Origin of the sequence: Pseudonocardia sp. 73-21 (assembly GCF_001899645.1) — a bacterium.
Taxonomy (GTDB): domain Bacteria; phylum Actinomycetota; class Actinomycetes; order Mycobacteriales; family Pseudonocardiaceae; genus Pseudonocardia.
Genome location: NZ_MKVV01000038.1, coordinates 20,438 through 43,537 on the forward strand (window position 1 = coordinate 20,438; position 23,100 = coordinate 43,537).

Consider the following 23,100-nt stretch of genomic DNA (forward strand, 5'->3'; position numbering starts at 1 on the left):
GTTCTTCAGCGCGCTCCTAGGGCGGGAGCGGGCGGCCGTCGAGGAAGCGGTTGTCGGCCAGCACCGCCGCCGGCGACACGTTCAGCGGGCCGCGGACGGCGTCGGGCCGGAAGCGGTTGCCGGTGATCCGCACCTCCACGGGCAGGCCGCGGTCCGACGCCGGGTCCTCGTGCACGGTGTAGTCGCCGCCGCCGAGGACGTTGCCGCGGATCACCACCGGGCTGTCGCCGGGCGACGCCGGGGTGACCACCCGCACGGCGCTGCCGGTGACGGCGCCGGGTTCCACCCGGTTGTCCTCCACCCACACGTCCTCCCCGCGGACGACCAGCGCATCGCCGGCGGCCGGGGCGAAGTCGTGCAGCGAGCTGTTGCGCAGCCGCGCGCCGTCGCCGAGCCGTGCGCCGTCGTGGGTGACGCCGGTGATCTCGATGCGCTCGGCCGTCCAGCGCTCGTCACCGATGGCGGCCTGCGGGAAGTCCCCGGCGAGCGTCGTGTCCTCGACCCGGACACTGCCCGCGGGCGTCGTCCACACGCCGTAGGGGGTGACGCCGTCCCCGGTGATGCGGCTGCGCCGGACCACCACGCCCGGGGCGTCGACGACGATCCCTCCGCGGATGTCCCAGCCGTCGACGACGGCACCGGGCTCGGTGACGGTGACGGGCCCGCCGGGACACAACGCGATCCCGGCCGGCACGCCGGTGCTGCCGGGGGCAGGCGCGACGTAGTCGCCGACGGCGAGGCAGGTGGCCTGCGCGGTAGGGGCGAGACTCACCGTCGCGAGCGCCGAAGGGAACGTGGATCCCTCGGTGCCGACCAGCACGCCGCCGACCCCGACCGCGAACGCGGCGAGGCCCAGAGCGACGCGGAGCCCCCACATGACGGAGGAGCGTACGGCCGGATGGCCCAGTGCGGATCAAATCGGGGGTATACCGGGAGTGAATCGTTATCACAGGCTGTAGTGGTCGACGCCGTCCTGCTCGGAACGCGTCAGCACATCGCGCTGCACGAGTACCTCCAGGTGGGACGCGGTCTCCAGCGTCGCGAGCATGGCGTTGAACGGGTCCAGGTCGACCAGGGCCGTTCCGCGCCGCGTCCAGGGCAGGACGGCTGCCACCTCGCTCGCGGTTCTGCGGCCCTCCCGGACCGCGGCGAGGCTCGCGTCGAGGCGCACCCCGTGGTGGGCGATCAGCTCGTCCACGCGCTCGTGCACCCGCATCCCGACGGGCCCGTGCGCCGGCAGCATGGCCGCGTCGGGCCGGCTGCGCATGAGCTCCAGCGAGGTGAGGAAGTCGGCGAGCGGGTTGGCCGGCGGGTCGGGCTCCAGCGCGATGGACGGGGTGATCCGCGGCAGCACGTGGTCGCCGGAGAACAGCAGGTCGGCGGCCTCGTCGGCGAAGACGACGTGCCCGCGCGTGTGGCCGGGGGTGGCCACCGCACGCAGCCGGCGCAGCCGCTCCCCCACCCCGACGACGATCTCGTCGCCGTCGTCGATCCACTCGTCGGGCGGCGCCCAGTGCGTCGGGTCGACCGGCGGCGGGCCGGCCCCCAGCCTGCTCAGCAGCTCGTGGGCGCCCGCCCGCGCCAGCCGTCGCTGGTTCGCGGAGCCGTCGGCGCGGTCGGACAGGATGATGTCCAGCCCCGACCTCTCCCCGCGCCCCAGCGCCACGCGCATCCCGAACTCGTGGCGCAGCACCACGGCCTGGGTGTAGTGGTCGCGGTGGGAGTGGGTGACGAGGAAGCGGCGCACGTCGCCGAACCCGGCGCCGAGCGTCTTGAGGGCCGTCTCCAGCAGGTCGCGGGCCTCCGACAGCGCCCAGCCGGAGTCGACGAGCGTGATGCCGTCGCCGTCCTCCACCGCGTAGACGTTGACAGCGCGCAGCCCGTCGTTCGGCAGTGGCAGGGGGATGCGGTGCACGCCGGGGGCGCAGCGGAACACGCCCGGTGCCGTCCAGTCGCCGTCCGGGTCGTCGTCGAGGATCACCACCCGACCCTACGTCGGGCCCCGGTTCGCCCCGATGCGCGGGAGCGTCACCCCCGCCCGGGGGTCGCGGTGCGGGACCGCGTGTGCGTTCCGAGTTCCCGCGCGTCCGCGGATCACCTGTTCGAGGAGCTTTCATCACCCCGGAGGGCGGGGGTCGCTCCATTACTGTGCACCACAACGCGAGCAACGGTCCCGATCGGGGCCACGGGGAGGTCACGCACGATGGGTGCAGAACTGACGGGGGACGTGCTCGGCGCACCCTTCCTGACCGTGGCCGAGGTCGCCGGCCGGATGCGGGTGTCGAAGATGACCGTCTACCGGCTGGTGCACAGCGGCGAGCTGCCCGCGGTGCGGTTCGGGCGCTCCTTCCGGGTGCAGCGCGCGGCCGTGGAGGAGCTGATCCGGGAGGCGCGGTACGAGGCGGGCTGAGCTACCGCACGCGTCCCCGCGGCACCAGGGGTGCCGGGGGCAGCGGCGGGGCGGCGAGCGGCTCACCGGGCACCTCACCGAAGCCGCCTGCCGCCCACCGCGTGCGGGCCGCGGCCACCTCGTCGCCGCTGCGGGCCACGAAGTTCCACCACATCACGATCTCCTCGGCGAACGGCACGCCACCCAGCAGCAGGAACCGGCCGCCCGCGCGCGCCCGGACCGCGAGGTCGCGGCGCCCCGATCCGAGGTAGCAGAGCGACCCCGGCGCGAGCTCTCCCCCGTCGACGTCGGGAGCGCCCGACACCGTCAGCACCGCGTGCTCGAAGTCGGGCTCCAGCGGCAGCCGGACGTGGGCGCCGGGGTCGAGCGTGACGTCGAGGCCCACCAGCGGCGAGTGCACCCGGCCCGGTGAGCGCGCCCCCGCCAGCTCGCCCAGGAGCACCGTGGCCCGGCACCCCGGCTCGGTGACGACGGGCAGACCGGCGTGATGCTCGAAGCGCGGCTCCGTGGCGCGATCGGCGCCGGGCAGGGCCACCCACAGCTGGGCGCCGTGCAGCACCGGGCTGTGCGGATCGGGCGACTGCTCGGAGTGGGCGATGCCCGATCCCGCCGTCATCAGGCCGAGCTCGCCGGGCCGGATCAGCACGTCGCTGCCGAGGCTGTCGCGGTGGTGCACCTCGCCGTCGAGCAGCCAGCTGACGGTCTGCAGGCCGATGTGCGGGTGGGGCGGCACGTCCATGCCGGGCCGGGCCGCGATCTCGTCGGGACCGTAGTGGTCGACGAAGCACCAGGCGCCGATCATGCGCCGGCCCAGGGTGGGCAGCAGCCTCCGGACCTCCGTGCCGGCACCCAGCTGCACCGCCTTGGACGGGAGGAGCTGCCGCACGGGGCCGGCCGTCGCATCGCCCCGGCAGACCTCCACCGGGGCGTGGGACTCGGTGTTGCTCACTCAACCACTTTAAGGCCGGAGACAAGCCGGACATCTGCGGCTGCGACGATCCCCCCATGCGCCGCCAGGTCTCCTCCCACCTCCAGCTCGACGTCACCGAACCGGCGCTGCTCGCGCTGCAGATCACCGCCGCCACCCGTGCGGAGCCGGAGCAGCTCACGGTCGAGCGCGACGGCGAGCCCGTCCCGTTCCGGGAGGTCGCCACCCCCCACGGCGGCCGGCTGCAGATCATCGACGCACCCGTCGGCACCGTACTGGTCAACTACTCCGCCACCGTGGACGGCGAGGTGCCCACGCCCGCCGGTGACGAGCTCGACCGGCTGACCTACCTGCGGCCCAGCCGCTACTGCCCGTCGGACCGGCTGCTGTCCACGGCGAACGCCGAGTTCGGGCACATGTCCGACACCGGCGAGATCGTCACCGCCGTCGCCCGCTGGGTGGGGCTGCGGCTGGCCTACATCGTGGGTTCCAGCGGCCCCACCGACGACGCCCTCGACACGCTGCTGCTCGGTGAGGGCGTCTGCCGCGACTACGCCCACCTGGTGGTCGGGCTGCTGCGCGCGCAGGACATCCCGGCGCGCCTCGCCGCCGTCTACGCTCCCGGGCTCTACCCGATGGACTTCCACGCCGTCGTCGAGGCGTGGGTGGACGGCGAGTGGCGTGTCGTCGACGCCACCGGCCTCGCCCCGCGCCAGTCGCTGCTGCGGATCGCCACCGGCCGCGACGCCGCCGACACCGCGTTCCTCTCGGTGCACCACGGCACGGTCAACCTGGTCGCGGTGAACGTGATGGCGGTGGTGGACACCCTCCCCACCGACGATCCCGAGAAGCTCGTCACGCTCGGCTGAGCCGCTTGGCGAACCAGCGGTCGGCGTCGTCTGGTGCACGGGCTACCGGCGCGCCTACCGCACGGCCGCTCCGGGCCGCCCGTGGTGCTGGTGCACGGGATCGGTGACAGCTCCGCCACCTGGGAACCGGTGATGACGGCCCTGGCGCGACGGCACCGCCGCCACATGGTCACCTGTGGCCGTCCCCGGGGCTCCGGAGCAGCCACACGTGACCGTGTGGCGGGTTCGGGTCAGCTGCAGCCGCTGGTACTGCCGCAGCCCTCGCAGAGGTAGCAGCTGCCCGCGGGGCGCATCTTCGTGCCGCAGGTCATGCACAGCGGCGCGTCGGCGGCCTTGCCCATGCGCAGCTCGAGCAGCTCGGTGGAGCTGCCGACCTCCACCGGCGCCGGGGACGAACCCACCGGGCCGGCCGGGGCGTGCCCGGTCTCGACGCCCGTGCGCAACTCCTCGACGACGGCCTCGCCGTAGTTCTCGTTGACCTGCAGCGTGCGCTCGTCGGCCGAGAAGATGCCGAGCTGCGCGCGCTTCTCCGCGGGCAGGTGGTCGAGCGCGAGGCGGCGGAACAGGTAGTCCAGCACGCTGGTGGCGATGCGGACGTCGGGGTCGTCGGTCATGCCGGCGGGCTCGAAGCGCAGGTTGGAGAACTTCGAGACGTAGAACTCCAGCGGGATGCCGTACTGCAGGCCCACCGAGATCGACATCGAGAACGCGTCCATCACGCCCGAGAGCGTGGAGCCCTGCTTGCCGAGCTTGACGAAGATCTCGCCGAGGCCGTCGTCGGGGTAGGAACCCGCCGTGAGGTAGCCCTCGGCGCCGCCCACGGTGAACGAGATGGTCTCGCTGGGGCGCTTCTTCGGCAGCCGCCGGCGCACCGGACGCGCCTCGACCACGACCTCCTTCTCCCCGCCGCCCGACGACTTGGCCGACTTGCCCGCCGAGAGCGGCTGGCCGACCTTGCAGTTGTCGCGGTAGATCGCGAGCGCCTTGAGGCCGAGCTTCCAGCCGTCCATGTAGACGCGCTCGACGTCCTCGACGGTGGCCGTCTCCGGCATGTTGACGGTCTTGGAGATGGCACCCGACAGGAACGGCTGCACCGCGGCCATCATCCGCACGTGGCCCATGGCGGCGATGACCCGCTCGCCCATGGCGCAGTCGAACACCTCGTAGTGCTCCTGGCGCAGGGCCGGCGCGTCGATGACGTGCCCGTGCTCGGCGACGTAGGAGACGATCGCCTCGACCTGCTCGGGCTGGTAGCCCAGCTTGGCCAGGGCGCGCGGCACCGTCTGGTTGACGATCTGCATGGAGCCGCCGCCGACCAGCTTCTTGAACTTGACCAGGGCCAGGTCGGGCTCGATGCCGGTGGTGTCGCAGTCCATCATCAGGCCGATGGTGCCGGTGGGGGCCAGCACCGACGCCTGGGCGTTGCGCCAGCCGTTGCGCGAGCCGATGGCCAGGCAGTCCTGCCAGGCGATGGTGGCCAGCTTGTGGATGCTGCTGCTCGCCGGGAGCGTGCGCACGTCGTCGTTGGCCGCGGCGTGCTTGCGCATCACGCGCTGGTGGCCCTCGGCGTTGCGGGCGTAGCCCTCGTACGGGCCGACGACGCCGGCCAGCTCGGCGGAGCGCTTGTACGCGGCGCCCGTCATCAGGGAGGTGATGGCGGCGGCGAGCGAGCGGCCGCCGTCGGAGTCGTAGGCGTGGCCGGTGGCCATCAGCAGCGCGCCGAGGTTGGCGTAGCCGATGCCCAGCTGGCGGAACTTCCGCGTGGTGTCGCCGATGGGCTCGGTGGGGAAATCGGCGAAGCAGATGGAGATGTCCATCGCGGTGATGATGAGCTCGACGCACTTCTGGAAACGCGCGCCGTCGAACTGCCCGTCGTCACCCAGGAACGTGAGCAGGTTCAGCGAGGCGAGATTGCAGCTGGAGTTGTCCAGGTGCATGTACTCCGAGCACGGGTTCGACGCGGAGATGCGGCCCGACTCGGGGCAGGTGTGCCAGTCGTTGATGGTGCCGTCGTACTGGATACCGGGGTCGGCGCATTCCCAGGCGGCCTGGGCAATGGTGCGGAACAGCTTCTTCGCACCCACTCGTCCGATGATCTCGCCGCTCATCCGGCCGCGGAGCCCGAAGTCGGTGTCGGCCTCGACGGCGTGCATGAACTCGTCGGTGACGCGCACCGAGTTGTTGGCGTTCTGGTATTGCACCGAGGTGATGTCGGAGCCGCCGAGGTCCATGTCGAAGCCGGCGTCGCGCAGCACGCGGACCTTGGCCTCCTCCTTGGCCTTGGTGAGCACGAACTCCTCGATGTCGGGGTGGTCGACGTCGAGCACGACCATCTTGGCGGCCCGGCGGGTGGCGCCGCCGGACTTGATGGTGCCCGCGCTGGCGTCGGCGCCGCGCATGAACGACACCGGCCCGGAGGCGGTGCCGCCCGAGGACAGCAGCTCCTTCGACGAGCGGATGCGCGAGAGGTTGAGCCCGGCGCCGGAGCCGCCCTTGAAGATCAGCCCCTCCTCGCGGTACCAGTTGAGGATGGACTCCATCGTGTCGTCGACGGCGAGGATGAAACACGCGCTGACCTGCTGCGGAGAGCTGGTGCCGACGTTGAACCAGACCGGCGAGTTGAAGCTGAACACCTGGTGCAGCAGCATCCACGTGAGCTCGTGGGCGAAGATCTCGGCATCGGCGTCGGTGGCGAAGTAGCCGTTCTCCACCCCGGAGCGGTGGTAGACGCCCACGACCCGGTCGATGAGCTGGCGCAGGCTCGACTCGCGGGTGGGCGACCCCACGGCCCCGCGGAAGTACTTGCTGGTGACGATGTTGGTGGCGTTGACCGACCACGAGTCCGGGAACTCGACGCCGCGCTGCTCGAAGTTGACCGTGCCGTCGCGCCAGTTGGTCATGACGACGTCGCGCCGCTCCCAGGTGACCTCGTCGTAGGGGTGCACACCGGCGGTGGTGTGGATCCGCTCGACGGTGAGCCCGGCGGGGCGCGCCTGCTTGGCGGGGGCCTTCCTGGCCCGGCCGGACGGTGCGGACCCGGACGATGCAGAGCTGTTCGACGCGCTGGTGCCGACGGTTTCGGTCATGGACGATCCTCTCCTCCGGACGGCGACGGGCTGGGGCCGCCGCGTCCGCGGTGTTCTGGTGCTGTCTGCTCTGGATCTGGGCTGCTCTGGATCTGGGCTGCTCTGGTGGTGCTCGTGCCGGTACTGCTCGTGCCGGAGTGCTCGTGCGGCGGCGCTGCCGGGAGCGCGGGCCGATCAGGCCGGTGGCGGGACGCCTTCGGGACCGCGCAGGTCGGCGATCTCCTTCTCGAAGTCCTCTATGGATGTGAACGAGCGGTAGACGCTGGCGAAGCGCAGATAGGCGACCTCGTCGAGATCCCGCAGCGGGCCGAGGATGGCGAGACCGACCTCGTGGCTGGGCACCTCGGCGGCACCCCGGGCCCGGACGGCCTCCTCGACGGCGTGGGCCAGCTGCTGCAGCGCGTCCTCGTCGACGGGCCGGCCCTGACACGCCCGACGCACGCCGCGCACGACCTTCTCGCGGCTGAACTGCTCGGTGACGCCGCTGCGCTTGACGACGGCGAGCACCGCCTCCTCCACCGTGGTGAAGCGACGGCCGCAGGCGACGCACGACCGGCGGCGGCGCGTGGCCTGACCGTCGTCGACCTCGCGGGAGTCGATCACGCGGCAGTCCGAGTGTCTGCAGAACGGGCAGCGCATCGGATTCCCCCTCTCCCAACCCGGCCGAGTCTACGCGGCAGAACCCCACCCGTGGACGAACAACAGGAGTGTAACCACAACATGTAGGGGTAGGGGAAGCCGGAGGGCCCAACGGAGCGGGAGTATCGTCCCATCGGGGGCAGCACCCCCGGAGAGTCAGCGAACGAGCACGCCCTGCTCCTGCGCCGGACCCGTCCACACTGGTGTGAGTGACCCGACGGTGACGGTCTGCTCGTGTCCGGCCGGAGCGTGCCGCGCCGCCGACGCCGCGTCGGCGAGCAGACCCAGCCCGACCACGACGGCCGCGGTGACCAGCAGTGCCACCAGCCCCGCGACGGCCCGCCGCACCCGGAACTTCCACGCGAGCGGCTCCGAGGCCCGCTGCGGGGCCCGCACCAGGACCCGCTCGTGTGCACCGGAGCGCTGCTCCGGCCAGGCGCGTTCGGCAGGACGGGAGACGGTGCGGCAGCCGGGGGCCTGCCGACCCGCCGTGGCGGCGGGGCGCACCGGCCGCGGACCGGACGCCCGCCGCCGCGCCGGCCGGTGGCCGGGCCGCGCCGACACGCCGTCGTCCACGCCGGGCGCGTCCGGGACGGGCTCGCCGTGGGCGGGCACGAGGGCCGGCACGAGCGAGAGGGTGGCGCCGGACCCGGTCCGGCCGTGCGTGGTCTCGGGGCCGAACATCTCGGCGTCGGTGTGGTCTCGCATCCCGCCGTCTCCGTTTCCGCAGGAGCCACCCTGCTGCTCAAACAGCCGTTCGAACGAACGCCTGTGCGATGTCTACCACCGGGCACCGACAGAATCGAGAATTGAGCGCGTGTCGTTCGAACATGTGTTTGGCGAGTGACGGATCTACGACTACGGTCGTGCATCGACGGCGGTGGTGACGGGCCGGAACACGTATCCGGGCCACCACTGCGACACGCAGCATCGGCGAGGAGGAGCGAACACGATGGCACGGGACGAGCCCGGCACCGAGGCCGCAGGGGCCGGCCCCACGGCCCGCACCACCATGGCCCAGGTCAGTACGTTCCCGGAGCCGCCGGTCCGGCCGGCGGTGCTGACGGCGCGCCAGCGCAAGGTCCTGGAGGTCATCCGCGACTGGGTGGAACGCTTCGGCTACCCGCCCAGCGTGCGCGAGATCGGCGACGCCGTGGGCCTGACGTCCACCTCCTCGGTGCACCACCAGCTGCGCACCCTGGAGAAGAAGGGCTACCTGCGCCGCGACCCCAACCGCACGCGCGCGGTCGACGTGCGCCCGCCGGACGACGGCTCGTCGGCCGACGACACCGACGCGAACGACCTGCACCCAGCTCCGGCGTTCGTCCCGCTGCTGGGCAGCATCGCCGCCGGTGGGCCGATCCTGGCCGAGCAGGCGGTGGAGAGCGTCTTCCCGCTGCCGCGCGAGATCGTCGGCGAGGGCACGCTGTTCCTGCTCAACGTGCGCGGCGACTCGATGGTCGGGTCGGCCATCACCGACGGCGACTGGGTGGTCGTGCGCCAGCAGCCCGTGGCGGAGAACGGCGAGATCGTGGCCGCGATGATCGACGGCGAGGCCACCGTCAAGACGTTCAAGCGCAAGGACGGCCACAACTGGCTGATGCCGTCCAACCCGGCGTACGAGCCGATCCCGGGTGACGACGCCACCATCCTGGGCCGGGTCGTGGCGGTGCTCCGCCGCCTGTAGGGATCAGCCCGGCACGATCACCACGGGATAGCGGGCGGTGCGCACCAGCACCCCCGCCACCCCGCCGAGCACGAGCCGGCGCATGAGCCGGTAGCCGCGCGAGCCCACCACCAGCACGTCGGTGCGCTCGGGCAGGTCGGCGAGCACGTGCGCCACCGGCCCCCGGACGACGTCGACGATCGCGTCGATCTCCACCGGCGCCGAGGCGATGCCCTTGTGGGCGGTGGCCGTCGCGTCGGCGACGTCGTCCTCGGTCTCCGCGACGGTGACGAACCGCAGCGCGGCCCCGGTTCGGCTGGCGAGGTGCACGGCCATGGCGACGGCCCGGTCGGCCTCGGGGCTGCCGTCGTAGGCCACGGACACGACCGTGATCCCGCGGGTGGCGATGTGCCGGTAGCCGCGCGGGGCGATCGCCACCGCGCACCTCGCGGTGGGCAGCAGGCGCTGCACGGTGCGGCCGGGAGCGAGCCGGCCCAGCATCCCGTGCCCGGTGGACCCGACGACGAGCACGGCGGCGCCCACCTCGTCGGCGTACTCCGCGAGCACGATCGAGGCGAGGCCCGGCCCGAGTGCCGCGAACTTCGGCTCGACCGGCCCCCAGCCCTCGCCGACGAACTCGCGGGCGCGCGCGAAGCGTTCACCCGCCACCGCCTGTACCTTCTGCCGCCACCGCGGATCCCGGGCCACGGCGGAGAAGCCGCGGCCGTCCTCGGGGTAGACGGTGGCGACCACCGGGTCGAGCCCGGTGAGCCGCGCCAGCTGCGCGCCCAGGACCAGCGCGTCGTGCCCGCCGGGCGTGTCCTCGTAGCCCGTCACGATCGGCACCCGATCACGCTAGCTGCCGGGTGCGGTGCACACACCGGTATGCGTGGATCGGTAACCCAGCCGTCACGGACGGGTCGTCGATACAGGTGTCACCGACGGCGGCGGGCCCCGTGCACGGCCATCGCGACGGCTCCGAGCACCAGCACCCCGACCAGGGCCGCGACGCCGATCAGCGAGGCGTTCACCGCGGGCTCCGGCGGCGCCTCCGCCTCCGTCGACGGCGCGACGGCAGTGCCGTCCCGGGCGACGGCGGCGGCACCGGCCACCTCCCGGATCTGTCCGGCCACCCCGCCGCGCGACTCCGATCCCGACACCAGGGTGCCGTCGGCGTCGAACGCGACGGCCTCGCCCTGCGGCTCCCCGCCCAGCGGGACCTGGACGGGCGCCCCGGCCAGGGCCTCGACGACGTCGCCGCCGACGGGTACCGGGTAGAGCCAGGCGTCGGTGTAGCTGCGCAGCGCCACCACCCGACCGTCACCGCTCACGGCCGCCCCGGTGACCAGCACGTCCCCGAACGAGCCGACGGGGCCGCCGACGGTGGTCGAGTCCGGCAGCCGCACCTCGCCGACCTTCTCCAGCGCCGTGGCGTCGAGCGCGGCCCGGTAGATCCCGGACAGCCCGGTGACCTCCTTGGTGACCACCACGACGCGCCCCTGCGCGTCGGCCAGCAGGGCCTCGGCGTCGTGCGGGCCGTCGGGGTAGGTGAGCCGGTGCAGGACGGGTTCACCGCGGGCGGGCAGGACGATCACCGCGACCGTGCGGCGGGCGCGGTCGTTGTCGCCGATGTCGCCCACCCACAACGCCCCGTCGGGCCCCAGTGCGAGGTCCTCGGGATCGTAGGGGTCGATCGCCGCGGTGCGCCGTTCGACGACCGCGCAGGTGGCCGGGTCGAGCCGGTCGACCTCCACGCGACGGCCGCCGTCGGCCATGGCCCACAGCTCACCGTCGCGCACGACCAGCCCGGACAGCTCGGCGAGCCGCGGATCGGTGACGGTGCACCGGACCTGGGGGGCCGGCGCGACCGCTCCCGAGAGGGCGAGTGCACCGGCGAGGAGGAGACGGATCAGCGACCGGACCCGTTCGGGGGGGCGCAGTTCGGGACGGCGAAGGGAAGCACGGCCGTGGCGAGCTCGCCGCCGACGCGCGCGTGCAGCAGTGTGCCGTCGGGGGTGTGCTCCTCGGACAGCACGTCACCCTCGGCGTGCACGCGGGCCACGAGCGACCCCTCGACGTAGGGCAGCAGCAGCTCGATGTCGACCTCGGGCCGCGGCAGCAGCTCGGCGATGCGCGCCCGCAGCCGCGTGATGCCGTCGCCGCGGTGGGCCGAGACGAAGATCGCGTCGGGCAGCAGGTGGCGCAGCCGGGCGAGCTGCAGATCGCCCGCCACGTCGGTCTTGTTGACCACCAGCAGCTCCTGCGGCATCTTCCCGTGCCGCTCCTCGCCGATCTCGACGAGCACCTGCCGGACGGCCTTGATCTGGTCCTCCGGCAGGGGGTCCGAGGCGTCGACGACGTGCACGAGCAGGTCGGCCTCCGCCGTCTCCTCCAGCGTGGAGCGGAACGCCTCCACGAGCTGGTGGGGCAGGTGCCGGACGAACCCGACGGTGTCGGTGAGCGTGAACGTGCGGCCGTCGGTGGTGGACGTGCGACGCGTGGTGGGGTCGAGGGTGGCGAACAGCGCGTTCTCGACGAGCACACCGGCGCCGGTCAGGGCGTTGAGCAGGCTCGACTTGCCCGCGTTCGTGTAGCCGACGATGGCCACCGACGGGATCTCGTTGCGCCGCCGCGACCCGCGCTGGGTGTTGCGGACCTGGCTCATCGCGGCGATCTCGCGGCGCAGCTTGGACATGCGGGTGCGGATGCGGCGACGGTCGAGCTCGATCTTCGTCTCACCGGGGCCACGACCACCGATGCCGACGCCGCCCGCGGCGCGTCCACCGACCTGGCGCGAGAGCGCCTCACCCCAGCCGCGCAGGCGCGGGAGCAGGTAGGACAGCTGCGCGAGCTCCACCTGTGCCTTGCCGTCCCGGCTGCGGGCGTGCTGGGCGAAGATGTCGAGGATCAGCGCGGTGCGGTCGATGACCTTCACCTTGAGCTTCTCCTCCAGCTGCCGCAGCTGGCCGGGTGAGAGCTCGCCGTCGCAGATCACGGTGTCGGCGCCGCCCGCCTGCACGGCGGCGCGCAGCTCGTCGACCTTGCCGGAGCCGATGTACGTGGCGGGGTCGGCCTTGGGGCGGCGCTGCATCAGGGCGTCGAGCACCTCGGAGCCCGCGGTCTCCGCGAGGCGGGAGAGCTCGACCATGGACGCGCGCGCCTGCTCGGCCGTGCCCTCGGTCCACACCCCGACGAGCACGACGCGCTCGAGGCGCAGCCGGCGGTACTCGACCTCGGTGACGTCGGTGAGCTCGGTGGAGAGTCCGACCACGCGGCGGAGCGACGAGCGCTCCTCGAGGTCGAGGTCTCCGGTGGTGGGGACGTACTGCGTCGAGGCAGTCTGGGCGGGTTCAGTCATCGTGTCAGTCATGCTCCCATGCCAACGCGAGCGCTGTCTGGTTTGTTTCAGACGATCCCGTCGAACCAGTCGCGGTCGATCTCGCCGTGGGCGACGAGGACCGCGGGGCCGTGCAGGGTGGTGGTGGTCTCGTCGACCGTGACGCCGAGGCGCCCGCCCGGGGTGTGCACGGCGATGGTGCCCGTCTCGCGTCCGGCGTGCCGCAGGGCCGCCACCACGGCGGCGACCGTGCCCGTGCCGCAGGACCGGGTCTCCCCCACGCCGCGCTCGTGCACCCGCATCTCGATCTCCTCGCCCACGATCGGCGACACGAACTCGACGTTGACCCCGTGCGGGAACAGCGCCGGGTCGTGGCCGGGCGGGCGGGTGAGGTCGAGCGCGCCGATGGCCACGTCGGTGACGCACGCCAGGTGCGGGTTGCCGACGTCGACGGCGACGCCGGGGAACGCGTGGCCGTCGAGGCTCGCGGTGGCGGCCTCCCCGATGCGGGCGCGTCCCATGTCGACGGAGACGTGGTCGAGGCCGACCTCGACACCCCGGATGCCGCCGCGGGTGCCGAGCCGGAACCCGCCCTTCGGCAGCCAGCCGCGGTGCTCCAGGTAACGGGCGTAGACGCGCACGCCGTTGCCGCACATCTCCGCGACGCTGCCGTCGGCGTTGCGGTAGTCCATGAACCACTCGACGTCCGGGTCGGGCACGGGGCCCTCCTCCAGCGCCTCCCAGCGGACCACGCGCAGGACGCCGTCCGCGCCGAGGCCCCTGTGCCGGTCGCACAGGGCGGCGACGCGGCTGGGGGTGAGGTCGAGTCCGCCGTCGGGGTCGGGGAGCACGACGAAGTCGTTCTCGGTGCCATGCCCCTTGCTGAACTGCACGTCAGGAGCGTACCCGCGCGGTGATCACGGCCCGCGCCCGGTCGATCACGTCGGGCTCACCCGCGTCGAGCCAGTGGATCCGCTTGTCGCGGCGGAACCAGGAGCGCTGCCGGCGCACGAACCGCCGGGTGGCGACGACGGTCTCGGCGGCGGCGTTCGCGAGCTCTCCCGGACCGTCCAGTGCGGCGAGCACCTGCTGGTAGCCCAGCGCCCGCGACGCCGTGAGCCCGTCGCGCAGGCCGGGCAGCCCGCGCGTCTCGTCGACGAGGCCGGCGGCGAACATCCGCGCGACCCGGCGGGCGATCCGGACGTCGAGGTCCCCCGTCGGACGGTCGACGCCCAGGAGCACGGCGTCGTAGCGGGGGGCCGCGTGCTCGGGCAGCCGGGCGGGGAACGGGCGCCCGGTCAGCGCGATCACCTCCAGCGCGCGGACGATCCGGCGGCCGTTGCTCGGCAGGATCGCGGCGGCCGCAGCCGGGTCGACCGCCGCGAGCCGTCCGTGCAGCGCGGCCGACCCCTGCGAGGCGAGCTCGGCCTCCAGCTCCGCGCGCAGGTCGGGGTCGGTGCCGGGGAACTCCAGCTCGTCGACCACGGCCTGTACGTAGAGCCCCGATCCCCCGACGAGCACGGGTGTGCGACCGGCCGCCCGGATCCGTTCGATCGCGGCGCGGGCGTCGCGCTGGTAGGCCGCGACCGACGCGGTCTCGGTGACGTCGAGGACGTCCAGCAGGTGGTGGGGCACGCCGCGGCGCTCGGCCACCGTGAGCTTGGCCGTGCCCACGTCGAGGCCGCGGTAGAGCTGCAGGGCGTCGGCGTTGACGATCTCGCCGTCGAGCAGTTCGGCCACCGCCAGGCCCAGGTCCGACTTGCCGGTGGCGGTCGGTCCGGCGACGACGATCAGCGGTTTCAGGGCGTCCACACCGCCACGTGGTAGGCCACCCCGAACGGGACGGACGAGTGCAGCAGCTCGCCCCTCCACGACCGGCCCGCCGTGGCCCCGGCCAGCACCTGCCAGGGGGCGCGGCCGGAGGCGAACAGGGCCGTCGCCAGGTCGGGGTCGAGTGCGGCCAGCGCCGCGGGATCGGCGTCGCGCAGCGCGGCGGCCACCGACGCGTCGAACGGGCCGGCGCGCTCGTCGAGGTAGCCGGGGGCCTTCTCCGTGTGCGTGGCCGCGCCGTCGCCGACGACGAGCAGGCCCACGTCCTCCGCTGACAGCACCCGGCCGAGGGCGGCGCACTCGTCCGGTGACGCGTCCGGGGCGATCAGCTCACCCCGAATGCTGACGTCCGCACCGGTCTGGCCCGCGAGCCACCCCGCGACCAGCAGCGGCAGCGGGAAGCGGCGGTCGACCGGCGCTTCCGAGCCCGCGGTGTCCAGGCCGACCACGACGTCCGCGCCGAACCCGACGAAGCTGCCCCGGGCGTCGGGGGTGACGGTGCGGCGACCGCCGTCGTCGGCTCCCACGCAGACCCACCTCGACGCGGCGCCGGCGAGCCGGGTGGCGGCCGCCACGCACGCCGCGCGCAGCTCCGCCGTCTCCGCGGCGGCCCCCGTGGCCAGCTCGGGGAGCAGCAACGGCGGCTCAGGAACGACGGCGATCATCGACAGCACGTGCAGCAGGCTAGTGCGGCTCGCCGACGGGGAGCCGCCGCTGGCTGGGCAGCGCCCGTCCGAGGCGTTCCGATCCCGGCCGTGAACTGCTTGAATCGGCTCCACGGCCCCGGTCCCGACGATCGGCACGGCCGAGTGCGCACGGCTCCGCCTCCGGGCGGGGCGCCCGTCGTTCGCGGCGGGCCGGAAAGCAAGGAGGACGACGGTGTCGGAGCAGCAGGCAGCGGAGCAGGCGGTAGACCACGCAACGGGCCCCGACGAGGTGGTCGGTATCCCTGCGCAGGACGCGCGGCCCGCCGAGGCCGGCCACGAACCGGGACTGCCCCCCGCGGTCCCCGAGGTTCTCACCGACGCCGCGAACCCGGTCCCCGAAGCCGCCGCCGACCCCGCGCCGGCGCCCGTGACCCCCGCCACCGTGAACCCGGCCGAGGCCGACCCGGTGCCCACCGCGGCCGGGACCGACGAGCCCGCTGCGGCGGTGTCGCCGGCCACGGTGGCGCCCGAAGCGCCGGCCCCGGCCGTCGATGCCGCTCCGGCCGCCGGGACGACGGCCCCGACGACGCCCGCAACGCCGACGCCCGCGACACTCGCCCCTGCGGCACCCGCCGGCGCGACACCGGTCCCCGCGGCGCCCGCCCCTGCGGCACCCGCCCCCGCGACTCCGGCTCCGCCCCGGCCTGCTCCCCCGCGTCCGGCCCCGCCCCGCCCGGGTCCGCCCGCGGTGCCGGCGCCGCCGCCGGCCGCGGCCCGCCCGGCGGCCACCGCGCCCTCCGCGGCGCGCTCCACCGAACCGGCGACGGCCCATCCGGCTGCACAGCCCTCGCCCGTCGCGGCGGCGAGCGCCGACCCCTCGCGCTGGGGTCGGGTCGACGAGGAGGGCGTGATCTACGTCCGCACCGCCGACGGTGAACGCGTCGTCGGCTCCTGGCAGGCCGGCGCGCCTGAGGAGGGCCTGGCCCACTTCGCCCGCCGCTTCGACGACATGCTCACCGAGGTGGAGCTGCTGTTCGCGCGGCTGCTGGCCGGCGGCGGTGAGCCGAAGCAGGCCCTGAGCACGGCGAAGACGCTCCGGGACGGGCTGCCCGAGGCCACCGTCGTCGGCGACCTCGCCGGCCTCGGTTCCCGGCTCGACGACCTCGTGGCGCACGCCGGGAAGTCGGTGGCCGAGGCCCGTTCCGCCCGCGACGCCCAGCGCGCCGCGGCCGTGGCCCGCAAGGAGGAGCTGGCCGCCGAGGCCGAGACCCTCTCCGCGGAGGCCACGCAGTGGAAGCAGGCGGGCGACCGCTTCACCGCCATCCTCGACGAGTGGCGCACCATCCGCGGCATCGACCGCAAGACCGACGAGCTGCTGTGGAAGCGGTTCTCCAAGGCGCGTGAGGCGTTCAACCGGCGCCGGGGCTCGCACTTCGCCGACCTCGACCGCCAGCGCGCCGGCGCCAAGGACCGCAAGGCGGAGCTCGCCGCGGAGGCGGAGAAGCTCGCCGACTCCGACGACTGGGGCCCCACCGCCGCCCGCTTCCGCGACCTCATGACGGAGTGGAAGGCCGCGGGCCGCGCCCACAAGGACGCCGACGACGCCCTCTGGCAGCGGTTCCGGGGGGCCCAGGACGCGTTCTTCGCGCGCCGGTCGGCCACCTTCGACGAGCGGGACGCCGAGTTCGCCGCCAACGCCGAGGCGAAGAAGGCGCTGCTCGTGGAAGCGGAGAAGATCGACACCTCCGACCCGTCCGGCGCCCGCGCGGCCCTGCGCGGCATCCAGGAGCGCTGGGAGGAGATCGGTAAGGTCCCCCGCGACGACATCCGCCCCCTCGACGCCCGGCTGCGGGCCGTCGAGGAGAAGGTGCGCGAGGCCGCCGACCGCCAGTGGCGTCGCACCGACCCGGAGGCCGAGGCGCGCGTGGCGCAGTTCAAGGAGCGCGTGGCGCAGTTCGAGGCCCAGGCCGAGAAGGCCCGCGCGGCCGGCAGGACCAAGCGCGCCGAGGAGGCCGAGGCCCAGGCCGCGCAGTGGCGGGAGTGGGCCGAGACCGCGGAGAAGGCGGTCCAGCACCGCTGACAGCCCCATGATCGTGAGCTGGCCGAAAAGCCCACGCGGTCGGGGGTCCGGCCCTCGTTCTTCGGGCATGTCCACCCGATCCGACGTCACCGTCGCCGCCGACCGGGCCGACTCCGCCGCCGAACGCCTCACGATCAAGCTCCTCAGGGAGGCGGGCGTCAGCGGCTGGGTGCACGGCAGGCCGTTCGGGCCCTCGGTGATCGACTTCGCGTTCCCCGGCGCCCGGGTGGCCGTCGAGGTCGACGGCTGGGCGTGGCACATGGACGTCGAACGGTTCAGGGCCGGCCGGCACGAGGGCAACGCTCGTGCGGGCGACGTGGGACCTGCTGAGGTTCACCTGGCACGTCCTCACCCACCGCCCGGCCTACGTCATCGGCGAGATCCGGGCCGCCCTCGCCGCCGCCGCGCTCGCGTCGTGATCACCGGCTCGGTGGGAGCTGGTGATCTAGGGGCGGCGGAAGGCGATGCGCACCCAGCAGCCCACCAGGACGATCATGGTGAGCACCGTCAGGATCAGGCCGATGCCGGGGCCGGTACCGCCGGAGAGCACGCCGGTCTGCCGCGACCAGATCGCCCAGATCCCCGTGATGATCGAGATGCCGCAGCCGGCGGCGGCGAGCCAGGCCAGGCCCCACCAGCGGGTGGCCAGCGCCAGCGCGGACACCACCAGGCCGAAGCCGAGCGAGGTGAAGCTGAACAGGCGGGGCAGCAGGCCGAACACCTCGACGCCCGAGAGCACCTGCCAGCCCAGCGCGGAACCGGTCCACGGCAGGAACAGGGACCCGATCAGCACGAACATGGCGATCGACACCGTCAGGGCCGTGGTTCCGGGGTCGATCCGCTGCTCCACACGCCGGGTCACCCCCCTGAGCTCGCGATCGAGCTTCGTGAGCTCCTCAGGCACGTCGCTCATCAGGCTCCACATCCGGTGGTCGGGGCGAGCGGGGCGGGGGCGCCGAAGCTCGGCAGGCCCAGTCCGGTCGCGGTGGGGGTGGGTCGGTCGTGCGCGTCGCCCGCGCGGGTGCGGCGGTGGCGGAGCACCGGCCCGTCGGCGACGAGGTGGTGGGGGGCGCCGTAGCCGATCGCGACCTCGACGACGTCGCCGGGGCGGATCTCCGCGGTACCGGGGGCGAAGTGCACCAGCCGCCCGTCGCGGGCGCGGCCGGAGAGCCGGTGGGTGGCACTGTCCTTCTTGCCCTCCCCCGCGGCCACGAGCACTTCGACGACCGTGCCCTCGAGCATGCGGTTGGCGTCCCAGGAGATCTGCTCCTGCAGCGCGACGAGACGCATGTACCGCTCCTGGACGACGGCCTTGGGCAGCTGGTCGGGCAGGGTGGCGGCGGGCGTGCCGGGGCGCGGCGAGTACTGGAACGTGAACGCGCTGGCGAACTTCGCGGCCGAGACGACGTCGAGCGTGGCCTGGAAGTCCTCCTCCGTCTCGCCGGGGAACCCCACGATGATGTCGGTGGTGATCGCGGCGTCGGGCAGCGAGGCGCGCACCTCGTCGATGATCGAGAGGAACCGCGACGAGCGGTAGGAGCGGCGCATGCGGCGCAGCACGTCGTCGGAGCCGGACTGCAGCGGCATGTGCAGCTGCGGGCACACGTTGGGCGTCTCGGCCATGGCGGCGATGACGTCGGAGGTGAAGTCGCGGGGGTGCGGCGAGGTGAACCGGACCCGCTCCAGCCCCTCGACCGAACCGCAGGCGCGCAGCAGGTCGGCGAACGCGCCCCGGTCCCCGAAGTCCGCGCCGTACGCGTTGACGTTCTGGCCGAGCAGCGTCACCTCGAGCACGCCGTCGGCGGCCAGCGCCTGCACCTCGGCGAGGATGTCACCGGGGCGGCGGTCCTTCTCCTTGCCCCGCAGGGCCGGGACGATGCAGAACGTGCAGGTGTTGTTGCAGCCCACGGAGATCGACACCCAGCCGGCGTAGGCCGACTCGCGGCGAGCGGGCAGCGTGGAGGGGAACACCTCGAGGGAGTCCAGGATCTCGACCTGGGCCTCCTCGTTGTGCCGCGCGCGCTCCAGCAGGACGGGCAGCGCGTGCACGTTGTGGGTGCCGAACACGACGTCCACCCACGGGGCCTTGCGGACGATCTCGCTGCGGTCCTTCTGGGCGAGGCAGCCACCCACGGCGATCTGCATGTCCGGGTGCTCGCGCTTGACCGGGGCGAGGTGGCTGAGGTTGCCGTAGAGCTTGTTGTCGGCGTTCTCCCGGACCGCGCACGTGTTGAACACCACGACGTCGGCGTGGGTGTCGGCCGCGGCCCGGACGTAACCGGCCGACTCGAGGAGCCCGGCCATCCGTTCGGAGTCGTGCACGTTCATCTGGCACCCGTAGGTGCGGACGGTGTAACTGCGGGCCACCGTCCGAGGGTAGGCCCTGCCGGGTCGACCCCGCGCCCCGGGGACGGCAGGATGCGGCCATGGCCACCCGCCGCGCCGTGCTCCGCGCCCTCGGCGCCCTCGGGCTGGTCGCGGCGCTCCCGGGGTGCTCGCGGTCCTACCCCGACCTGCGCCTGAAGCTCGCCACCGGCGCGAAGGGCGGCAACTACTTCACGCTCGGCACGGCGCTGGCCCGCGCCTGGCAGATCGAGCTCGCCGCCACCACCGAGGTGCTGACGACGGGGGGGTCGCTGGCCAACCTGACCCTGCTCGCCTCCGGCGGGGCGGACGTGGTGATCAGCCAGGTGGACACGGCGGCCGACCAGCTGCGGCGCACCCCCGACGGCCCGCGCTCGCCACGGGCGCTGTCGCGGATCTACGACGACGTCGTGCACGTCGTGGTGCCGGCCGGCTCACCGGTGACAGCGCTCGCCGGGCTGCGCGGAGCGCGGGTGTCGGTGGGCGCGAGCGACTCGGGCGTGCTCGTGATCGCCCAGCGACTGCTGCGCGCGACCGGGATCGACCCGGTCACCGGCATCCGGCCGACGAACCTGGGCATCACCCAGTCGGTGGCCGCGCTGGAGGCGGGCACGATCGACGCGTTCTTCTGGTCGGGCGGGCTGCCCACCCCGGCCGTGGACGACCTCGCCCGGCGGCTGCCGATCCGGTTGCTCGACCTCGGCGACATCCAGCAGTCGCTGCGCAAGGTCTACCCCGTCTACACGCCGGGCACGGTCCCGGCCGGCTCCTACACGATCCCCGAACCGATCCAGACCCTGCTCGTGCGCAACTTCCTGCTGGTCGGCGCAGCCATGACCGACGACGTCGCGCACGCGTTGATCCAGGCCCTCTTCCAGCAGCAGCCCGCGCTGGCCCAGGCGATCCAGCTGGCGCTGACCATCGACCTGCGGGCGGCCATCGGCACCCAGCCCGTACCCCTGCACCCCGGCGCGGAGGCCTTCTACCGCGAGGCGAAGAACGCCGACTCCTGAGGGCTGCGGCTTCGCCGCCCGTGCGCGGAAATCAGTGCCCTGGCACTGATTTCCGCGCACGACCTGCTGTCTGCTCCCACGCAACGCCGTCGCGGTCGGCGTCCCCGTCGGCCGCACGCAACCGGGCCACCACCCGCAGGCCACCACTCTCCGGCAGCTCCAGGCGCAGCTCGCCGCCCGCCACCTCCGTGGTGCGGGCCGCGATCGCCAGGCCCAGGCCCGATCCCTCGACGTTGCTCTGCTCGGGGCTGCGCCAGAACCGGTGGGTGGCACGTTCCAGCTCGTCGGGGGCCATGCCGGGGCCGTGGTCGCGCACCGCCACCTCGACGTGGCCGTCGCCGGCGCGGGTGTCGACGTCGATCGTGGTGCCCGGGGGCGAGAACTTCACCGCGTTGTCGAGCACGGCGTCCAGCACCGTCTCGATCACCCCGGCCGGCCCCAGGGCCCGCAGCGCGGGCGTGCCGGTGCGCTCCAGGCGCAGCCCGGTGTGCTCGGCCAGCGGGCGCCACGCCTCGATCCGGTCGGCCACCCCCGCGTCGACGTCGACGGTGACGAGCGGGTTGGTGCGCTCGGCCCGGGCCAGGGCGAGCAGGCCGTCGAGCAGCGTGGACAACCGCTCCGCCTCCTCGAGCGCCGCCACCTGGTCCTCCGTGCCCGACGGGTCGACGTGGCCGTCCAGGTTGGACAGCCGCAGCCGCAGCGCCGTCAGCGGGTTGCGCAGCTGGTGGCTCGCGTCGGCGACGAACGTGCGCTGGGCCGAGTAGGCCTGGGTGACGGTCTCGGCCATGCGGTCGAACGACTCCGAGAGCTGGCGCAGCTCGGGCGGCCCGGTGCCGTCGGCCACCGGCTCGGCGTTCGCCCCGGCCAGGACGGCCGCGGCTACCCGGCCGGTGCCCTCGTCGAGCCGGCGCACGGGGCGCAGGATCCAGCGCACGATCGGCAGCGCCACCAGCACGGCCAGTGCGAGTGCCAGCAGCCCGGCCGCCGCCACGAGCGACCACACCTTGATCTCGCCGGCACGCAGGTCGTCGGTGGGCGAGACCGTGACCGTCGCGCCCCGCACCTCGCTGTCGACCAGCACCGGCTCCGCGAGCACCAGCGGCCGGGTGTCCCAGGGGAACCGCAGGTCGTAGGGATCCGAGCGGCGGTTGGCCAGCGCGAGGGCCACCCGGTTGCGGCCGTCGGCGTCCAGCGTCGGAGCGGGGTCGCGCGAGGAGGCGACCTGCTTGCCGTCGCGGCCGAGCACCGTCACCGCCACTCCGTAGACGGAGTCGTAGCGCTTCAGCTCGTCGGCGAGCCCAGTCGGGTCGTCGTCGACGAGGGCTCGCTCGGCGAGCGAGGCGTAGTAGACCGTGTCGGTGAGCCGGTCGGTGAACATCCGCGACTGGTCGGCCTGCGCGTTGCTCAGCGCGAGCGGGATCCCCAGCCCGGCGGCCAGCAGCCCGACGAGCACCATGATGATCAACAGCAGCCGGCCGCGCATGATCAGCCGTCCTCGGCCCCGGGCAGACCCAGCCGGTAGCCGACGCCGCGCACGGTCTGCACGAGGTCGGCGCGGCCCAGCTTCGTGCGCAGCGTGGCCACGTGCACGTCGAGCGTGCGGTTGGCGCCGGCCCAGGTGCGCCCCCACACCTCGGCGACGATCCGGTTGCGGGTGCACACCGCCCCGCCGGAGCTCGCGAGCATCGCCAGCACCTGGAACTCCTTGCGCGTCAACGACACCGGCTCACCCCCGACGGTGACGGTGTGGCGCTGCAGGTCCACGCTGACGTCGGCGACCTGCACGACGTCAGCGGTGGCCGACGGGCCGACCCGGCTGCGCCGGTAGACCGTGTGTACCCGGGCCACGAGCTCACCGATGTCGTAGGGCTTGACGAGGTAGTCGTCGGCCCCGGAGTGCAGGCCGAGGATGCGGTCGTCGACCTCGCCGCGCGCCGACACCACGATGATCGGCACCTCGCTGACCTCGCGGATCGCGCGGCAGACGTCGACCCCGTCGATGTCGGGCAGGCCGAGGTCGAGCAGCACCACGTCGACGTCGGCGAGATGGTCCACCGCCCCGCGCCCCACCGACAGCCGCGTCGTCGTCATGCCGTGCCGGTGCAGCGCCGGCCGCAGCGCCGCCGCGACGCGGTCGTCGTCCTCCACGAGCAGGATGTGCACCTGATCCCCCCGTCCGTCATCCGATCGCAACCCTATGGGTTGCTCAAGACGCTGGACTCGGATATCCG

21 protein-coding genes are annotated in these 23,100 nt (G+C 73.7%); 5 read left to right on the forward strand and 16 right to left on the reverse strand.

Annotated features, from left to right (window positions below):
* Positions 1–16: 16 nt before the first annotated feature.
* Both BGP03_RS10840 and BGP03_RS10845 read right to left on the reverse strand, forming a co-directional pair.
* Complete coding sequence (locus tag BGP03_RS10840; RefSeq protein ID WP_298798780.1) at positions 17–877, reverse strand: hypothetical protein; 861 nt, start codon at positions 875–877, stop codon at positions 17–19.
* Positions 878–946: 69 nt separating this feature from the next.
* Positions 947–1,981 carry an MBL fold metallo-hydrolase gene (locus tag BGP03_RS10845; RefSeq protein ID WP_298798779.1) on the reverse strand — a complete coding sequence of 345 codons (1,035 nt, stop codon included), beginning with the start codon at positions 1,979–1,981 and terminating at the stop codon, positions 947–949.
* Positions 1,982–2,203: 222 nt separating this feature from the next.
* Here BGP03_RS10845 and BGP03_RS10850 point away from each other — a divergent pair, with 222 nt between their 5' ends.
* The gene (locus tag BGP03_RS10850; protein ID WP_296371085.1) at positions 2,204–2,410 is read left to right on the forward strand and encodes a helix-turn-helix domain-containing protein; all 207 of its coding nucleotides are present in this window, start codon (positions 2,204–2,206) and stop codon (positions 2,408–2,410) included.
* Between the two features lies 1 nt (position 2,411).
* Here the strand turns inward: BGP03_RS10850 and BGP03_RS10855 are convergent, their stop codons facing one another.
* Positions 2,412–3,359 (reverse strand): pirin family protein, encoded by a 948-nt coding sequence (locus BGP03_RS10855; RefSeq protein WP_298798778.1) that lies wholly within the window; start codon positions 3,357–3,359, stop codon positions 2,412–2,414.
* 56 nt (positions 3,360–3,415) lie between these two features.
* Here BGP03_RS10855 and BGP03_RS10860 point away from each other — a divergent pair, with 56 nt between their 5' ends.
* Complete coding sequence (locus BGP03_RS10860) at positions 3,416–4,207, forward strand: transglutaminase family protein (RefSeq protein ID WP_296371090.1); 792 nt, start codon at positions 3,416–3,418, stop codon at positions 4,205–4,207.
* 230 nt (positions 4,208–4,437) lie between these two features.
* Here BGP03_RS10860 and BGP03_RS10865 read toward each other — a convergent pair whose 3' ends face one another.
* From BGP03_RS10865 to BGP03_RS10875, 3 genes are all read right to left on the reverse strand, one after another.
* A complete protein-coding gene (locus tag BGP03_RS10865) occupies positions 4,438–7,293 on the reverse strand; it encodes a vitamin B12-dependent ribonucleotide reductase (RefSeq protein ID WP_296371091.1) in 2,856 nt (951 codons plus the stop codon).
* 174 nt (positions 7,294–7,467) lie between these two features.
* Positions 7,468–7,932 (reverse strand): transcriptional regulator NrdR, encoded by a 465-nt coding sequence (gene nrdR / locus BGP03_RS10870; protein ID WP_296371093.1) that lies wholly within the window; start codon positions 7,930–7,932, stop codon positions 7,468–7,470.
* 156 nt (positions 7,933–8,088) lie between these two features.
* On the reverse strand, positions 8,089–8,640 hold the full coding sequence (locus tag BGP03_RS10875; RefSeq protein ID WP_296371095.1) for a hypothetical protein: 552 nt from the start codon (positions 8,638–8,640) through the stop codon (positions 8,089–8,091).
* A 304-nt stretch (positions 8,641–8,944) separates the two neighbouring features.
* Between BGP03_RS10875 and lexA the strand changes: the two genes are divergently transcribed.
* Positions 8,945–9,619, forward strand: a complete 675-nt coding sequence (gene lexA, locus BGP03_RS10880; protein ID WP_298798791.1) for a transcriptional repressor LexA — start codon at positions 8,945–8,947, stop codon at positions 9,617–9,619.
* A gap of 3 nt (positions 9,620–9,622) precedes the next feature.
* Here the strand turns inward: lexA and BGP03_RS10885 are convergent, their stop codons facing one another.
* From BGP03_RS10885 to BGP03_RS10910, 6 genes are all read right to left on the reverse strand, one after another.
* Positions 9,623–10,444, reverse strand: coding sequence for a universal stress protein (locus BGP03_RS10885; protein ID WP_296371097.1), 822 nt, complete (start codon positions 10,442–10,444; stop codon positions 9,623–9,625).
* An 89-nt stretch (positions 10,445–10,533) separates the two neighbouring features.
* Positions 10,534–11,397 (reverse strand): hypothetical protein, encoded by an 864-nt coding sequence (locus tag BGP03_RS10890; RefSeq protein WP_298798777.1) that lies wholly within the window; start codon positions 11,395–11,397, stop codon positions 10,534–10,536.
* A 110-nt stretch (positions 11,398–11,507) separates the two neighbouring features.
* The gene (gene hflX / locus BGP03_RS10895) at positions 11,508–12,956 is read right to left on the reverse strand and encodes a GTPase HflX (protein ID WP_296371101.1); all 1,449 of its coding nucleotides are present in this window, start codon (positions 12,954–12,956) and stop codon (positions 11,508–11,510) included.
* A gap of 47 nt (positions 12,957–13,003) precedes the next feature.
* Positions 13,004–13,828, reverse strand: a complete 825-nt coding sequence (gene dapF, locus BGP03_RS10900) for a diaminopimelate epimerase (RefSeq protein ID WP_296371103.1) — start codon at positions 13,826–13,828, stop codon at positions 13,004–13,006.
* Position 13,829: 1 nt separating this feature from the next.
* On the reverse strand, positions 13,830–14,738 hold the full coding sequence (gene miaA / locus BGP03_RS10905; RefSeq protein ID WP_296371253.1) for a tRNA (adenosine(37)-N6)-dimethylallyltransferase MiaA: 909 nt from the start codon (positions 14,736–14,738) through the stop codon (positions 13,830–13,832).
* On the reverse strand, positions 14,735–15,430 hold the full coding sequence (locus BGP03_RS10910) for a hypothetical protein (RefSeq protein WP_363093584.1): 696 nt from the start codon (positions 15,428–15,430) through the stop codon (positions 14,735–14,737). The genes miaA and BGP03_RS10910 overlap by 4 nt, the downstream gene beginning before the upstream one ends.
* Before the next feature lie 889 nt (positions 15,431–16,319).
* Between BGP03_RS10910 and BGP03_RS10915 the strand changes: the two genes are divergently transcribed.
* Positions 16,320–17,492: a DUF349 domain-containing protein gene (locus tag BGP03_RS10915; protein ID WP_298798790.1), complete on the forward strand. Its 1,173-nt coding sequence runs from the start codon at positions 16,320–16,322 to the stop codon at positions 17,490–17,492.
* A gap of 445 nt (positions 17,493–17,937) precedes the next feature.
* Here BGP03_RS10915 and BGP03_RS10920 read toward each other — a convergent pair whose 3' ends face one another.
* A complete protein-coding gene (locus BGP03_RS10920; RefSeq protein ID WP_296371107.1) occupies positions 17,938–18,405 on the reverse strand; it encodes a hypothetical protein in 468 nt (155 codons plus the stop codon).
* Positions 18,405–19,859, reverse strand: coding sequence for a tRNA (N6-isopentenyl adenosine(37)-C2)-methylthiotransferase MiaB (gene miaB, locus BGP03_RS10925; protein ID WP_296371109.1), 1,455 nt, complete (start codon positions 19,857–19,859; stop codon positions 18,405–18,407). Before miaB ends, BGP03_RS10920 begins: the two co-directional genes overlap by 1 nt.
* A 59-nt stretch (positions 19,860–19,918) precedes the next feature.
* Between miaB and BGP03_RS10930 the strand changes: the two genes are divergently transcribed.
* Positions 19,919–20,869: a TAXI family TRAP transporter solute-binding subunit gene (locus BGP03_RS10930; RefSeq protein ID WP_298798774.1), complete on the forward strand. Its 951-nt coding sequence runs from the start codon at positions 19,919–19,921 to the stop codon at positions 20,867–20,869.
* 31 nt (positions 20,870–20,900) lie between these two features.
* Here the strand turns inward: BGP03_RS10930 and BGP03_RS10935 are convergent, their stop codons facing one another.
* Both BGP03_RS10935 and BGP03_RS10940 read right to left on the reverse strand, forming a co-directional pair.
* Positions 20,901–22,352, reverse strand: a complete 1,452-nt coding sequence (locus BGP03_RS10935; RefSeq protein WP_298798772.1) for a HAMP domain-containing sensor histidine kinase — start codon at positions 22,350–22,352, stop codon at positions 20,901–20,903.
* Positions 22,353–22,354: 2 nt separating this feature from the next.
* Positions 22,355–23,032 carry a response regulator transcription factor gene (locus BGP03_RS10940; RefSeq protein WP_296371115.1) on the reverse strand — a complete coding sequence of 226 codons (678 nt, stop codon included), beginning with the start codon at positions 23,030–23,032 and terminating at the stop codon, positions 22,355–22,357.
* Between the last annotated feature and the right edge of the window lie 68 nt (positions 23,033–23,100).

Coding starts and splice junctions, on each gene's coding strand:
- BGP03_RS10840 (WP_298798780.1), bottom strand. CDS start 877: ATGTGGGGGCTCCGCGTCGCTCTGGGCCTCGCCGCGTTCGCGGTCGGG.
- BGP03_RS10850 (WP_296371085.1), top strand. CDS start 2,204: ATGGGTGCAGAACTGACGGGGGACGTGCTCGGCGCACCCTTCCTGACC.
- BGP03_RS10860 (WP_296371090.1), top strand. CDS start 3,416: ATGCGCCGCCAGGTCTCCTCCCACCTCCAGCTCGACGTCACCGAACCG.
- BGP03_RS10865 (WP_296371091.1), bottom strand. CDS start 7,293: ATGACCGAAACCGTCGGCACCAGCGCGTCGAACAGCTCTGCATCGTCC.
- nrdR (WP_296371093.1), bottom strand. CDS start 7,932: ATGCGCTGCCCGTTCTGCAGACACTCGGACTGCCGCGTGATCGACTCC.
- BGP03_RS10875 (WP_296371095.1), bottom strand. CDS start 8,640: ATGCGAGACCACACCGACGCCGAGATGTTCGGCCCCGAGACCACGCAC.
- lexA (WP_298798791.1), top strand. CDS start 8,945: ATGGCCCAGGTCAGTACGTTCCCGGAGCCGCCGGTCCGGCCGGCGGTG.
- hflX (WP_296371101.1), bottom strand. CDS start 12,956: ATGACTGAACCCGCCCAGACTGCCTCGACGCAGTACGTCCCCACCACC.
- BGP03_RS10910 (WP_363093584.1), bottom strand. CDS start 15,430: ATGATCGCCGTCGTTCCTGAGCCGCCGTTGCTGCTCCCCGAGCTGGCC.
- BGP03_RS10920 (WP_296371107.1), bottom strand. CDS start 18,405: ATGAGCGACGTGCCTGAGGAGCTCACGAAGCTCGATCGCGAGCTCAGG.
- BGP03_RS10930 (WP_298798774.1), top strand. CDS start 19,919: ATGGCCACCCGCCGCGCCGTGCTCCGCGCCCTCGGCGCCCTCGGGCTG.
- BGP03_RS10935 (WP_298798772.1), bottom strand. CDS start 22,352: ATGCGCGGCCGGCTGCTGTTGATCATCATGGTGCTCGTCGGGCTGCTG.